Below are 13,458 nucleotides of genomic sequence, written 5' to 3' on the forward strand. Positions count from 1 at the left end.
CCGAGGCCATGACGGTCAGATTACCCCCTTCGGTTCTGTGCCGTATGGCGGGTGTTCTGGCCATGATTTGTCCCCTGACGGCAGGTGGCGGTGTTCTGGCCGCCACCACGCCGCAGGTAACCGATATTCTGCCCTCGGGTGTGCCGCTGCCCCCGCCGACGCCGATGGAAGTGCAGCCTCCCGAAGACACCGGTAGCGAGCTTCTGGGCGAGGCGGCCGGGGCGCGACCCTGGCTGGCCCGTCACGGCATCCGGATCAACATGCAGGATGTCGAGGAATTATGGGGCCTGGCCGCCGGCGGCCTTCACCCCGGTCCTACTTATGACGGCATGACCGCCATGACCGTGATGTTCGATACCCAGCGGGGCTTCGGGTGGCCCAACGGGTTACTGAATGTCAGCGCGTTGCAGATCCGCGGCCGATCTCTGACGAGCGAGCGGCTGGGGGCGGTGAATGCCGTCAGCGGCTACGATGTGGGACGTTCGACCCGGCTGTTCGAACTCTGGTACGGTCAAGGATTCTTTGCAAACCGGCTGGATGTCCGCGTCGGGTCGATCGACCTTGATACGGAATTTCTCGTCAGCCAGAATGCCTCTTTCTTCCTTAATTCCAGTTTCGGCTGGCCGCTCTCCACGTCCAGCAACCTGTATTCCGGAGGGCCATCCTGGCCATTCTCCGCTCTGGGAGTGCGGGCGAAATGGGCACCGATCGACCCATTGGTGCTGATGGGGGCCGTCACCGACGACAACCCGACGCGCGGCCCGTTCTACAGCAATGAGGCACCCACGCAGCGCGACCCCTCGGGTACGGCGTTTTCGACCAGCGGCGGCACGCTGTTCATCGGTGAAGCCCAGTTTTCAGCCGATCTCGCCCTCTGGATTGCTGGTAAGGGTGCGCCAAGCCTGCCAGGGACGTGGAAGCTCGGCGGGCTCTACGACACCGGGCGGTTCCCCGATCAGCGATACGACAGTCACGGCGGCCTGCTGGCCTCGCCGGACAGCACAGGTCAGCCCCTCTATCATCACGATAACTGGATGATGTACGTGGTGGCCGACCAGATGATCTGGCGGGCCGTGCCGGGATCGAGCAAGACGATCAGCCTGTTCATGCGCGCCACCGCGAATGACGGCTTGCGTAATCGGTATTCGACCGAAATACAGGGGGGCTTGACGTTAGACGGCCTGGTTCCGGGCCGCACCGACGATACGATCGGTCTTGCCTGGGGAACTGGATTTTACGGTAGCAGGGCGATCGGGAACGCGCACGACGCCGTGCGTCTGGGCACCAGTCTGGCCGGCGCGCTGAAGCCCGAACAGCATATCGAGGCGACCTATCAGGCGGCCGTGACGCCGTATCTTATTGTCCAACCGGATTTTCAGTATTTCTGGCATGTCGGCGGTACATCGTTCAACCCGGAGACCGGCCGGTCGATCGACAACGGTGTCGTGCTGGGTGTGAACATGACCACTACGTTCTGAGAAGCTGACGCTGTGGATTTCATGAAAATTTCAAGGTGTTTGTCTGTGGGAAATCCTATTCCGGCGAATGCGGCGCATGGCGCGCGGCGAGGAGGCAGCGACAATGGACGATGAGGATCTGAACAGCCTTTCAGCGGAGGAACGCGAGCGTGTGCAGATGCGCCGCGAACTCATCGACGATCTGGACGAAGAGTTCGAACTTACTCTGGAGGAAGAGGCCATCGGGGGGGAACTCGATGCAGCCGATCGCGCGTTCCGACGCGTTTATTTCCGCGAACTGGTTCGTCTTCAGGGCGAACTGATCAAGTTGCAGGACTGGGTGAAAACGACAGGCCATCGTCTGGTCGTGATCTTCGAGGGACGGGACGCCGCCGGCAAGGGTGGTGCAATCAAGCGGATCACCCAGCGCCTGAATCCGCGCCTGTGTCGCGTTGCCGCCTTGCCGGCCCCCAGCGACCGTGAGCGCACGCAATGGTATTTCCAGCGATACGTGGCCCATTTGCCGGCGGCGGGTGAGATCGTTCTGTTCGACCGGAGCTGGTACAACCGTGCCGGTGTCGAGCGTGTCATGGGCTTCTGCACCGAAGATGAATACGAGGAGTTCTTCCGTTCGGTGCCCGAGTTCGAGCGCATGCTTGTCCGCAGCGGCATCCAGATCGTCAAGTTCTGGTTCTCAATCACCGATGACGAACAGGAGGCCCGTTTCCGCGCGCGGATCGAAGATCCGCTGAAGCAGTGGAAACTCAGCCCGATGGATCTGGAAAGCCGCCGCCGTTGGGAAGATTATACCCGCGTGAAGGAGACGATGCTCGAGCGTTCCAGCATTGACGAAGCCCCCTGGTGGGTGGTGCAGGCGGTGGACAAGAAGCGCGCGCGCCTGAATTGCATCGCTCACCTGCTCTCGCTTGTGCCCTATGGGCCGGTGCCGAAGCCGGACGTGGTGTTGCCTGAGCGCGTTCATCATCCCGACTATGAGCGGCAGCCGACCCCGGACGCCATGATCGTTCCGTCGCGCTACTGACGCGATATGCCGGATGCGGGGGAGACCTACAGGCCCCCGCGTTCGCGCTGCTCCGAAAGCCTGGAGCGATTTTGCATGCCCCTGTACCTGCTGTTGGGTTTCTTCCTTAAGAACGCAGGCCAGCGTCCTGTGACAAAAGAGTTTTGAAGAAAGCCATTCATCAATAGCTCTGCGCTCCCCTATGGAGGGACGGGAGAGATTCTTTCCCGAAGGAAAAAAGAACAGGACGATATAACCTAAAACGATTCCCGTTATATAAATATTAAATTTATGGGAGTCCAAATGGAATGCTCGTTTCCGGTGGCTCTCAAGTATTGCGCAATAGAGAAATAATTATGAACAATCATGATCTGTCTGAATTTAAATCCAGGCAAGATTTCGTTGAGATGAACGAAAATGACTTTCGTTCTATCCGATCTGTTCAGGCTCTTATTGATCGGGAGGTGTCGCCCGCCCTTGATAAATTTTATGCTCAGGTTCGCCGGACCCCGAAAGCCCTGAGCTTCTTTTCTTCCGAATTGCAGATCGAGCACGCCAAACATGCTCAGAAGATGCATTGGAAACGGATTTCTGGCGCTCGGTTCGACGACGAATATGTGAAGAAGGTCCGGGCAATCGGTTCGGTGCATGCCCGCATCGGGCTGGATCCGAGCCTGTATATCGGCGGCTACGGGATCATCCTCAATCATCTCGTCCAGTCCCTGATTAACGACATGCTGTCGCAGGGTGGATTTTTCTCCCGGACCTCGTCACGGGTGTCGCGGAATGTGGGGGAGACGATCGGCAGCCTGTGCAAGGTGGTGCTGATGGAGATCGACCTCACGATATCGTCCTATTTGGCCGACATCGACAAGGCGCGCGTCGAGATGCAGGCGGAACAGGATCGCCGTGCCCAGGAGGATCGCGAGGTGATCGAGATCATCGGCAATGCGCTGACGGCGCTGGCCAATGGTGATCTGACCCATCGCATCGAAGGTGGCCGGATCCCGGAGCGACTGGATGCGCTGAAGGCGCATTTCAACCAGACAGCCGAAACGCTGGAACAGAGTCTGGGCAAGATTGCGGTGAATGCGACGAATATCGTGTCGAATGCCGACGGAATCCGCCAAGGGGCTGAAAACCTGTCCCGCCGCAGCGAGCAGCAGGCCGCGACGCAGGAGGAAATGTCGGCGGCGCTGGGTCAGATCACCCAACGGATCACGAGAACGGCCGAGGAAACGCTGAAGGCCAGCCAGATGGCCAGCACAGCGCGCGGCGATGCCGAGCATGCGGGCAGCGTGGTGCATGGTACGATCCAGGCGATTTCGGAGATCGAGAAGTCCTCGCAGGAAATGGCGGGCATTATCAGGATCATCAACGAGATTGCATTCCAGACCAATATTCTGGCCCTCAATGCCAGTGTCGAGGCGGCTCGGGCGGGGGATGTCGGCCGTGGCTTCGCCGTGGTCGCCAGCGAGGTCCGTGCGCTGGCGCAGCGTTCGGCCGATGCAGGCCGCGAAATCTCCGCGTTGATCAATCTCTCGGGCGGACAGGTGAAAGCTGGGGTGGCGTTGGTGCATGAGGCGGGCGATGCGTTGCAGCGCATCATGTCGCAGGTGCAGCAGATCAATGATGTCATGTCGACCATTTCGGCTTCAACGCAGGAACAATCGGCCGGCATCAGCCAATTGAATATCGCCATGGGTGGCCTGGAGCAGACGACCCAGAAGAACGCCGCCGTCGCCGAGGCGAGTGCCTCGGCAGTGCGCAATCTGGTGGCGACATCCGACGAACTGACACGGATGGTCGCGGGATTCACCCTGTCGGCAGGCGAGATGCGGCCCGTGTTCGCGCGGCAGAAACCCAGGCTGGCGTTGATCCGGACGGAGTGAGCCGGCGCGGCGACGGGCCGCCGATCCCGGTACTACCGGGGATGACGGTTACGCTTATGGCTGGCCCGGCATCGTCCGGTGCAGGAAGGTGCCGATCTCTTCCGCCATGACGTGCTGAAAGGTCGTGCGGTTGAAGCCCGGCGGGTCCTGTGACGGCGGAAAATCCGGGCGGACCATGTTCGCGGGGAAGGGGCTGAGAAACGAGAAATGCCCCGCGCCGGGGACGCAGCGGTTATCGACCAGCGCCGGATCGGGGACGCCCTGCATTACGATATCGGCCAAAGCTGGCGGGGTGACGTCGTCTTCGGCGGCTGTGCGCATCAGGATCGGGCAGCGGACTGCCGACAGGGCGCCGGGGGGGCGGAACCATCCGGTGGCTGGTGCCAGCAGCACCAGGGCATGCACCCGCCGGTCGTGCGTGACCGCGATGCGGCGCGGCGGGGCTTCGGGGCCGTGGCGGCCGCTCCAGGGCTGGCCGCCCGCTGCCGCCAGCACAGTGTAGGTGCCCAGGGAGTGGCCGATCAGTGCCACGCGCTCGGGCCGCAGGGCCGAACCTACTATCGGGTCTGCGAAGGCGGCGGCTATGCTCAGGCAGACATGGCGGGGACGGTTTTCCAGATTGGCCAGCGTGCGGGCCAGCGCGTCGTCGTTCAGGCTGTTGCCGGGATGTTTTGGCATGGCGATCACGAAGCCGCGCGCGGCAAGCGCCATTGCCAGATCGCGATAGACCCAGGGCGACCCGCCATTGCCGTGGGAGAGCACGATCAGTGGGCGGTCATGCCCCTCTATCGCTCCTGCGGCGAGGGGTAAGTGGTAGGGGCCGAAGCGGTATGGGCGCGGTATGCCGGTAGTGGGATAGAGGATCGCCAAGGGGATATCTGCATCCTGCACCCCGTCATGGATCGTCAAGCCACGATAGCCCACCGCATGCCGGGCGGGGTCCTGTGCGCCGTCTTGGCTCTGTTCCATCCCTGATCCTTTCTCGTCGTGCCGTGGGGCGATCCGGCCTGTCGTTCCGGTTGGGGCCAACATGCCGAGATCGGACGGGGCCGGCCAGTGGCGGTGGTGCATTGTCCGCGTTTCCGTGCCGAATGGGTGCGCCCCGCTTTCGCCCGCCTGCGCAACGTTTGCGCTTGTCCGACTGGATGAACAGTCTATTGAAAACGGAAATCTATGACCCGTTTTAGTCATCTGTCAGGAAACGCATGCCGTCTGAACTTTCTTCCGTTTCGTCGCGGCCCACGCGGTCTTCATCCTTCGCTGTCGTGGTCGCGATCGAATTGTGGGAGCGGTTCGGTTACTACGGCATGCAGGCCGTGCTGTTGCTGTTCATGGTGCGGCAGCTCGGCATGGCGGATGCGCGGGCGAATCTGCTGATGGGGGCCTTCGCAGCCATGGCCTACGCCCTGCCGGTGGTCGGCGGCTGGCTGGGGGATCGGGTGCTGGGGTCGCGTCGGGCGATGCTGCTTGGGGCCACCTGCATGATGGGCGGTTATGCCGCGCTGGCAGTGGCGACGGTTCATGTCGGGCTGATGACGGTGGCCATGGCGCTGATCGCGACCGGCAACGGATTCTTCAAGCCCAATGCCGCCAATCTGGTCCGCCGGATCTATGAAGGCGACGATGCGGCGCTCGATTCCGCGTTCACGCTCTATTACATGGCCGTCAATGTCGGTTCGACCGCGTCGATCCTGCTGACGCCCCTGTTGCAGGACCATTTCGGGCCGGCCGTGTCATTTGCCACCTGTTCCGCCGGGCTTCTGTTTGGTCTGTGCGTCTATACCGTCTTGCGCGGCCGGCTGCGTCACGTTGGCTCGGCGCCTGATTTCGCGCCGTTGGCGGCAGGGCCGGTGGCTTCTCTGCTGTTGGGCGTCGTGGCGGCCATTTCGGGGCTGCATCTGATTCTGGACCGCCCCGCCCTGGCGCGGGATTGCGTGTGGCTGGCCGCACTGGCGGTTCTGGTCATGTGGACCCTGATCTATCGTCGTGCCGCGCCGGCGCAGCGGCCGGGGTTGCGGATGGCCTATATGCTCTCGATTCAGGGCATGCTCTATTTCGTGTTCTACCAGCAGATGGCGACCTCGCTGACCCTGTTCGCCCTGCGTGCGGTACGCGGCGATGTGACGTTGGGCGGGGTGACGCTTTTTCATATGTCGGCCGGTCAGTTCCAGGCCCTTAACCCGATCTGGATCATGAGTGCCAGCCCGATCCTGGCCTTTCTCTATCGGCGTTTTGCCCGGCAGGGGCGCGACCTGCCGATCGCGCGGAAATTCGTCGTGGGCTACAGCCTGGTGACGCTGGCGTTCGTGATCTGGTGGCTGGGTGCGCTCTCGGGCGGGGCGGGGCTGGTGTCACCCTGGTTCATGATCGCAGCCTATGGCGCGCTGGCCGTGGGCGAACTGCTGGTCGGCGGGCTGGGACTGGCGGTGATTGCGCGCTATGTACCGGCCGCGATGGGCGGATTCATGATGGGGTCGTATCTGCTGTCGATGGGGGTGGCGATGTATGTGGGCAGCATGGTCGCCAATTTGGCGGCCGGTGCCCCCGCGCAGCCTGCGGCGGGGGCTGCGGCGTATGCCGGCCTGTTTCTGACCCTGGCTATTGCCGCCGGCGTGATCACGGTCCTGTTCGCGGTGTTGCTACCGCTTACGCGACGGTGGGACCGTGAGCATGTGGGCGTTTAGAGGCTGGCTTCCAGAACGCGGCGGCTGACGTCCAGCGTGATGTCCTGGTGTTCGCCCAGGGCGGTCATGCCGTGCCGTTCGAGCTGCTCGATCACGCCGTCGATCGTCTCGGTGCCGAGACCGTAGGCGGACAGGCGGGTGGGGATGTCCAGGCTTTCGAAGAACGTGCGCGTGCGTTCGATTGCGCTCTCGATCCGTTCGTCCTCGGTGCCGTAGCGCAGGTTCCAGACGCGTTCGGCATATTGCAGCAGCTTGCCGCGTTTGGCCTCCTTGCGGACCCGCAGCATGGACGGCAGGACGATGGCCAGCGTGCGGGCGTGGTCGATGTCGTGGCGGGCCGTCAGTTCATGGCCGATCATGTGCGTTGCCCAGTCCTGTGGCACGCCGGCGCCGATCAGGCCGTTCAGTGCCAGGGTCGCGATCCACATCAGGTTCGCGCGCAGGTCGTAATCATGCGGGTTGGCGATGACCTGCGGCCCGATTTCGATCAGGCTCAGCAGCAGCCCCTCGGCGAAACGGTCCTGCGCCATGCCGCCGGCCGGGTAGGTCAGGTATTGTTCCATGATATGCGTGAAGGCATCGGCCACGCCGTTGGCGACCTGCCGTACCGGCAGGGTGTAGGTCTTGGTCGGGTCCAGCACCGAGAAGCGCGGGAAGACATGGGGGCTGCCGAAGGCGAGCTTCTCCTTCGTCTCCGTGCGGGAAATGACGCTGAAACTGTTCATTTCCGACCCGGTGGCCGGCAATGTCAGGACACTGCCGAACGGCAGGGCTTCGCTGACGTTGCTGCCATGGGTGCGCAGGATGTCCCAGGCGTCGCCTTTGTCATTGACGGCGGCGGCGACGAATTTGGTGCCGTCGATCACCGATCCACCGCCGACCGCCAGCAGGAAATCCAGCCCCTCCGCACGGATGGTCGCGACCGCGCGCATCAGGGTCTCGTAGGTGGGGTTGGCTTCGATGCCGCCGAATTCGCGCACCGTGCGCGCACCGAGGGCTGCGCGGACTTCGGCCAGCGTGCCGTTCTTTTCGGCGCTGGAGCCGCCATACAGGACCAGGACGCGTGCTTGGGCCGGAACATGGTCGGCGAGCTGGGCGATCGTGTTCTTGCCGAAGATGATCCGGGTGGGATTGTAGAATTCGAAATTCTGCATGGTATCTCCTTGCCTTCGGGCCGGGGAGCCCGTCCGGCGGAACGTCAGGTCAGGCGGGCAGGCCGAGCAGGCGGCGGGTGGTTGCCATGGCGGCGTCGAACGGGTGACGGTCGCGCGTGAATTTTGCCAGCAGCGTCGCCCCCAGCCAGAGCTGGTAGAGGGATGCCGCCAGCGGACGGGCATCCTGCATCGCGGGCAGCGAGCCGTCCTGCTGGCCGGCCGCAATGAAACGGGCCAGCCGGTTGACCACGGCGGTGGCGCCGTCCTGCAGGATAAGGCGCATCCGCTCGGACAGGTCGCAGACCTCGGCGCCGAGTTTCACGGCCAGGCAATGGTCGTGGACCGTGCCGGCCACATGGGCGTCGCGCCATTGGACCCAGTAGGTCATGAAACGTTGGCCGGCAGTGCCGTCCTGCTGGTCAAGCAGCGCGTCGATGCGGGCGAGATAGGCTGTGAAATACTGTTCCAGCAGCGCTTCGCCGAAAGCCTCCTTCGACGCGAAGTAATGATAGAACGAGCCTTTGGGGATCTCTGCCGCGACGAGGATCTCGTTCAGCCCGACCGCCGAGAAGCCCTTGCTGCCGATGATCGGGCGCGCCGTATCGAGGATATGGCGGCGGACATCGTGATGGACGGAGGCTGCGTTCATGCAGCGAGGCTATACGGGATTAGACCGGTCGGCTAGTGGATTGTCGCTTTATGAAATGCGCGCTGGGGTGTTGCCCGCGCGCATGTTCGGCCAGCGTTCAACGCCACAGGGTGGCCAGCAGCGGGACCAGCACGGCGGTCAGCAGGGCGTTCAGCCCGATGCCGAGCGCGGCGAAGGCGGCCCCGACTTCGTCGAGGGCTGCGACCTGGGCCGCCGCGATGCCGCTGCCGGCGACGCCTGCGGCGAGGCCGTGCGCGCGCCAGTCGGCGATCTGGAAACGCACCAGCATATGCCGGCCGATGATGGCCGCCAGGATGCCGCCCAGGATTGCCAGGGACGCGGTGAGGGCGGGCACGCCACCGATCTGGCCGGATACCGCCATGGCGATTGGCGTGGTGACGGCCTTGGGGGCCATGGACAGCGCGACGCTGCGCGAACCGCCCAGGAGCCAGACAAGACCCACGCCGCTGAGGACCGAAGTGAGCGACCCGGCCAGCAGGGCGAGGCCGATGCTGGAGAGGTGGCGGCGGACCAGTGCGAAATTCTCGGCCAGCGGCACGGCCAGCGCCACCGTGACCGGGCCGAGCAGGAAATGGATGAATTGCGCGCCGGCGAAATAGGTGTCGTAGGACGTGTCGGTGCCCAGCAGGGTCGCCGCCACGATCAGGATCGCGATCAGTACCGGGCTGGCGAAGGGGGACCCTCCACATGCCTTCTGGACCTGGCGGCCGATGACATAGGCCCCCAGCGTGACCACCATCCACAACAGCGGGGTGGCGGAGAGTGGCGTCCAGAGATGATGGAGCGCGGCGTTCATGACATGCTTCCTTCACGCTCGGCGGGGTTTGCGGGCGTTCGCGGAAGGGTCCAGTGCATGACCAGCGCTGTTACGATGAGGCTGAGGATGGTCGAACCGGCGACGGCGACGATGATGGGCAGCCATTCCTTGCGGATCACGCCGGCCTCGGCGATGATTCCGACGCCGGCGGGCACGAACAGCAGGCCCATATTGGCGATCAAGCCTTCGGCCACCGGCTTCAGCGGTGCGGGCGTGATGGCCTGGCCGATCCGCTTTGCGCGGATGCCGAGTGCCAGGGTCAGCAGGAACATGCCGATGACCGGGCCGGGTACCGGGAGGTGAAACGTGGTGCGCAGCAATTCCCCCAGAAGTTGGCATCCGACAAGGATGAGCATCGCCGATGGCATCGCGGTCTCCATTGGTGCTGGTCCTCTCACAGGAGGACCGGTCCTGGAGGGAATAACAACATGATCGCGAAAATGCGACAGCGGAGGCCGCCGCATGCGGCATGACGCATCAGGCGAGGGAAAGAAGGCCGCACGCATCGACCCTGAGTCATCGTTCTGGCGGTAGAGAAAACGGACGGCAGGGCAACCCGCGTGACAGTTGCCGCCCGCCCCTGATGCTGCTGCCGGGGAAATGCCTCGATGGGTCAAACGGCATCTCGGCCTGAACGACGCGCGATCATGGATTGTCGTCAACGAAGTCAATCAAGTCGACTGGTCCGGCTTTGATCTTCGCCCTCTGCCGAGGCAAAATGATCCGTTCGCATATGACTTCGTCCCTCCTCGACTTTATGAGGACGTAAAAGCGACCTTGCTGGGGACCCACGCCCAACGCATCAAGCGGGCCATGCCACGAGACTGACCTCTGGAATGCGCATACGCGCTGGAGCATGCGGCATATTGAGATTTGTTCGCATTATTATTAATATGCGATTCTGCGTGTCTACGAACGGCATGCGCGGAGGGAAGGTAGCTGAACATGACGGGTTCCGGTTCCAGAACCTGGCCGGAAATATTCTCGGAGCAGAGACCCGGCCTGTTACGCTTCCTGCTCCAGAAACTGGGCAATCGTGAACTTGCTGAAGACCTTACCCAGGACGTGTGGGTCAGGATCGCAAGGGGCGGCTGCACCGTCATGCCGGATAACCCCGCCAAATACCTGTATCGGATTGCCACCAATCTGGCGATCGACCATCTGCGGCGCGCCCGCCACGGCATCGAGGTGCAGGCCGACGACGCCCGGACCGAACATGTCATCGCCGAAACCGTTTCTCCTGAAGATGCGACGATCCAGCGCGACCAGATCGAACGCCTGCGGGCGGTGCTCGATACGCTTCCGCCACGCAGTCGCGAGATTTTCATGCTCGCCAGGTTTGAGGGGCTTTCCTACCACAAGATTGGGGAGATGCTTGGGATGAGCCGGCATATGGTCATGAGCCATATGATGACTGCCCTGACCGCCGTGGAAGATGCGCTGGACCCACCATCCGGCGCGCCCGAAAAATAATTCCGGTTTCTTTTCCCCTTCTCGCTCGTCATCCGTCTTTCTGTATAGAGGGCCATTCACGCCACCTCTGTGGCTGGGCGGATACGGTCCACAAGATCGTTGCCGGATATCCAGAAAGACCACGCACACGATGACGCACCCCAAATCCGATGCCCAGATCCGGCAGGAAGCGCGCCAGTGGCTCATGGTCCTGAATGATGCCGATGTCACGGAAGACGAGAAACACGACTTCACGTCATGGCTCAATCAGGGAGATCGGGAAAAACAGGCCTGGGAGCGGGCAACGGGCATGTGGTCTCGCCTTGATGACCTCGCTCCGGCACTGACACCCACTCCGACGAAGGAAAAGCCTGTCGCCGCAAATGACGCTGGTTCATTCCGGGTGACCCGTCGCCGTATGATAACCGGAGCCGCCGCCGCGGTCGTCGGGGTGGCATCTGGCAGCAGCTATCTTCTGACGCATCCCGAAGTCTTTGCCGACTACAGGACGGGCACGCGGGCAGGCAAAACCGTAACCTTGGCGGATGGTTCGCTGGTGGAACTTGCCCGCAGTTCGGCCATCTCCGTTTCATGGTCACCGCAGGCCCGGCGGATTACCCTCCATGACGGTGAGGCGCTGTTCACCGCCCGGCACGACCCCTCGCGGCCATTCATCGTGGATGCCGGCCCTGCGGTCACGCAGACAGCGGGTGCCGTCTTTGACGTGAACCGTCTGGGTGACGCCACTTTGGTGACGGCCGTTGAGCATGAACTGACCGTCAAGCCACCTCGGGGAGGCATCGTGCTGACGGCGGGCCGGCAGATGCGTTGCGCGCCGGGTGAAACGCTGGGGCCGCTGGCGGTGGACACGGCGTCCATCCTCGGTTGGCGAAATGGACGCATTGTCGCCGATGGTATGAGGTTGGCTGACCTTACGACAGAGCTTTCGCGCTATCGGCGCGGCCGCATTTTCATCACGGACTCCCGATTACGCGACCTTCCGGTGACAGCCGCGCTCGATGCCCGCAATCCTGACGCCGCGATTGAGACCCTGGCTGGCTCGCTTCACCTGCGCGTCCGGCATTTCACGCCCTGGCTTGTCACCCTGTCCGCCGCAAGCTGACCGGGCATCCAAAAAAATCATGGAAAAAACGCTTCACCGCCGACCAGTGTCGTTCGTCGTCCGTCTTTAACAATAGGTGCGATTTTTTCGCATTTGCATATGACGGTGGGCATTGCCCCTTACGCAAGGACGACGGTAAAAAACCATGCATCCCAAGATCGCGACGGCCGGTGCCGATCTGCTCTCCGTAAATGCCAGGGAACGCACGATCCGAGCGCCCCTCGTGACACTTTCCCTGATGCGCATGCTTGGCCTGACAACGGCGCTCGCATCCGTCGTCATTGTCCCTATCAAGGCGGCATCAGCCGATACCCCTGCCTCCACGACGAGTGTTGAGCGGAAATTCACATTGAATATTCCTGCTCAAAAACTGTCGTCGGCACTTGTCGCGTTGTCGAACGCGACGGGCACACAACTCGCCTACGGCACAGAGTTAAGCGATGGGCTACGTTCTTCTGCGATTTCTGGTACCATGCCAGTGAGTGCGGCGCTGACACAAATCCTGAACGGAACGGGCCTGACTTATCGTCTTTCAGGAAATGTTGTGACGCTCGTTAAAGCCTCTGCCAATATCACTCTTGGGCCTATTCGTGTGGGCGGCCAAGTCGCCCGACAAGACCCAACGGGGCCTGGTAGCGGCTACTTCGCCGAGAACACGATGTCAGCAACAAAGACCGACACGCCAATAACTGAAATCCCGAGTTCGATTTACGTTGTAACTAAACAGCAGATGCTCGACCAAGGCGCACAAACAGTCATGGACGCGCTGAAATACACAGCGGGCCTTTATGCTGGCGCTTCTGGCACTTTCAATAACGGTAATGCAGCAGCGGACAGTATATCGTTTTATCAAAGAGGCTTCTCTACAAACCAGTTTGTCGATGGTCTTTTAAGCAACTCGCAAAGTGCAGGCGAAACAGCTTTCTTGGAGCGTATTGAGGCCATCAATGGGCCCGCGTCAGTTATGTACGGCCAGACGACACCGGGTGGCATGCTTGCCATGAGCCTCAAGAAGCCAACTGACACGCCGTTGCATCAAGTTTCTGTCGGTTTTGGTAATTGGGGACGATATCAGTCTACGGTTGATTTTAGTGATAAACTGACCAAATCTGGCAATCTACGATATCGTGTCGCTGGGCTGTGCCCCATGGCGTGGTGTAGGAACTGGATTGGCTGCTGAGGCGGCCA

The 13,458-nt window shown here is 62.1% G+C and carries 12 protein-coding genes; 7 read left to right on the plus strand and 5 right to left on the minus strand.

The genetic code is table 11. From position 1 onward, the window contains the following. The first annotated feature begins 62 nt into the window (after positions 1-62). The 3 genes from ABF821_RS00490 (at position 63) to ABF821_RS00500 (ending at position 4,370) form a co-directional block, all read left to right on the plus strand. A complete protein-coding gene (locus ABF821_RS00490) occupies positions 63-1,478 on the plus strand; it encodes a carbohydrate porin (protein ID WP_415528659.1) in 1,416 nt (471 codons plus the stop codon). 157 nt (positions 1,479-1,635) lie between these two features. Beyond that, on the plus strand, positions 1,636-2,499 hold the full coding sequence (ppk2, locus tag ABF821_RS00495) for a polyphosphate kinase 2 (RefSeq protein ID WP_375288987.1): 864 nt from the start codon (positions 1,636-1,638) through the stop codon (positions 2,497-2,499). 335 nt (positions 2,500-2,834) lie between these two features. Beyond that, positions 2,835-4,370, plus strand: a complete 1,536-nt coding sequence (locus tag ABF821_RS00500) for a methyl-accepting chemotaxis protein (protein WP_415528660.1) — start codon at positions 2,835-2,837, stop codon at positions 4,368-4,370. 54 nt (positions 4,371-4,424) lie between these two features. Here ABF821_RS00500 and ABF821_RS00505 read toward each other — a convergent pair whose 3' ends face one another. Next, on the minus strand, positions 4,425-5,339 hold the full coding sequence (locus ABF821_RS00505; protein ID WP_415528661.1) for an alpha/beta hydrolase family protein: 915 nt from the start codon (positions 5,337-5,339) through the stop codon (positions 4,425-4,427). A 236-nt stretch (positions 5,340-5,575) separates the two neighbouring features. On the opposite strand from ABF821_RS00505, the gene ABF821_RS00510 reads away from it, so the two are divergent. Continuing rightward, a complete protein-coding gene (locus tag ABF821_RS00510) occupies positions 5,576-7,054 on the plus strand; it encodes a peptide MFS transporter (RefSeq protein WP_415528662.1) in 1,479 nt (492 codons plus the stop codon). Here the strand turns inward: ABF821_RS00510 and ABF821_RS00515 are convergent. The 4 genes from ABF821_RS00515 to ABF821_RS00530 form a co-directional block, all read right to left on the minus strand. Continuing rightward, the gene (locus tag ABF821_RS00515) at positions 7,051-8,208 is read right to left on the minus strand and encodes an iron-containing alcohol dehydrogenase (protein ID WP_415528663.1); all 1,158 of its coding nucleotides are present in this window, start codon (positions 8,206-8,208) and stop codon (positions 7,051-7,053) included. The two genes, ABF821_RS00510 and ABF821_RS00515, sit on opposite strands and share 4 nt — an antisense overlap. Positions 8,209-8,257: 49 nt before the next feature. Then, positions 8,258-8,857 carry a TetR/AcrR family transcriptional regulator gene (locus tag ABF821_RS00520; protein ID WP_415528664.1) on the minus strand — a complete coding sequence of 200 codons (600 nt, stop codon included), beginning with the start codon at positions 8,855-8,857 and terminating at the stop codon, positions 8,258-8,260. A gap of 97 nt (positions 8,858-8,954) precedes the next feature. Next, entirely contained in the window at positions 8,955-9,674 is a 720-nt protein-coding gene (locus ABF821_RS00525) for an LrgB family protein (RefSeq protein ID WP_182974937.1), read from the minus strand. Continuing rightward, positions 9,671-10,075 carry a CidA/LrgA family protein gene (locus ABF821_RS00530; protein ID WP_415528665.1) on the minus strand — a complete coding sequence of 135 codons (405 nt, stop codon included), beginning with the start codon at positions 10,073-10,075 and terminating at the stop codon, positions 9,671-9,673. Before ABF821_RS00530 ends, ABF821_RS00525 begins: the two co-directional genes overlap by 4 nt. A 565-nt stretch (positions 10,076-10,640) precedes the next feature. On the opposite strand from ABF821_RS00530, the gene ABF821_RS00535 reads away from it, so the two are divergent. The 3 genes from ABF821_RS00535 (at position 10,641) to ABF821_RS00545 (ending at position 13,450) form a co-directional block, all read left to right on the plus strand. Next, positions 10,641-11,168, plus strand: a complete 528-nt coding sequence (locus ABF821_RS00535) for an RNA polymerase sigma factor (protein ID WP_415528666.1) — start codon at positions 10,641-10,643, stop codon at positions 11,166-11,168. Between the two features lie 130 nt (positions 11,169-11,298). Next, positions 11,299-12,270, plus strand: coding sequence for a FecR family protein (locus tag ABF821_RS00540; protein WP_415528667.1), 972 nt, complete (start codon positions 11,299-11,301; stop codon positions 12,268-12,270). Positions 12,271-12,415: 145 nt separating this feature from the next. Beyond that, positions 12,416-13,450, plus strand: a complete 1,035-nt coding sequence (locus ABF821_RS00545) for a TonB-dependent siderophore receptor (RefSeq protein ID WP_415528668.1) — start codon at positions 12,416-12,418, stop codon at positions 13,448-13,450. Positions 13,451-13,458: the final 8 nt, after the last annotated feature.

This window comes from Gluconacetobacter sp. (genome assembly GCF_047721585.1).
GTDB classification, from domain to species: domain Bacteria; phylum Pseudomonadota; class Alphaproteobacteria; order Acetobacterales; family Acetobacteraceae; genus Gluconacetobacter; species Gluconacetobacter dulcium.

What these genes read in the sequence shown, in the direction of transcription:
- ABF821_RS00490 (WP_415528659.1), top strand. Translation starts at nt 63, where the DNA reads ATGATTTGTCCCCTGACGGCAGGTGGCGGTGTTCTGGCCGCCACCACG.
- ppk2 (WP_375288987.1), top strand. Translation starts at nt 1,636, where the DNA reads ATGCGCCGCGAACTCATCGACGATCTGGACGAAGAGTTCGAACTTACT.
- ABF821_RS00500 (WP_415528660.1), top strand. Translation starts at nt 2,835, where the DNA reads ATGAACAATCATGATCTGTCTGAATTTAAATCCAGGCAAGATTTCGTT.
- ABF821_RS00505 (WP_415528661.1), bottom strand. Translation starts at nt 5,339, where the DNA reads ATGGAACAGAGCCAAGACGGCGCACAGGACCCCGCCCGGCATGCGGTG.
- ABF821_RS00510 (WP_415528662.1), top strand. Translation starts at nt 5,576, where the DNA reads ATGCCGTCTGAACTTTCTTCCGTTTCGTCGCGGCCCACGCGGTCTTCA.
- ABF821_RS00515 (WP_415528663.1), bottom strand. Translation starts at nt 8,208, where the DNA reads ATGCAGAATTTCGAATTCTACAATCCCACCCGGATCATCTTCGGCAAG.
- ABF821_RS00520 (WP_415528664.1), bottom strand. Translation starts at nt 8,857, where the DNA reads ATGAACGCAGCCTCCGTCCATCACGATGTCCGCCGCCATATCCTCGAT.
- ABF821_RS00525 (WP_182974937.1), bottom strand. Translation starts at nt 9,674, where the DNA reads ATGAACGCCGCGCTCCATCATCTCTGGACGCCACTCTCCGCCACCCCG.
- ABF821_RS00530 (WP_415528665.1), bottom strand. Translation starts at nt 10,075, where the DNA reads ATGGAGACCGCGATGCCATCGGCGATGCTCATCCTTGTCGGATGCCAA.
- ABF821_RS00535 (WP_415528666.1), top strand. Translation starts at nt 10,641, where the DNA reads ATGACGGGTTCCGGTTCCAGAACCTGGCCGGAAATATTCTCGGAGCAG.
- ABF821_RS00540 (WP_415528667.1), top strand. Translation starts at nt 11,299, where the DNA reads ATGACGCACCCCAAATCCGATGCCCAGATCCGGCAGGAAGCGCGCCAG.
- ABF821_RS00545 (WP_415528668.1), top strand. Translation starts at nt 12,416, where the DNA reads ATGCATCCCAAGATCGCGACGGCCGGTGCCGATCTGCTCTCCGTAAAT.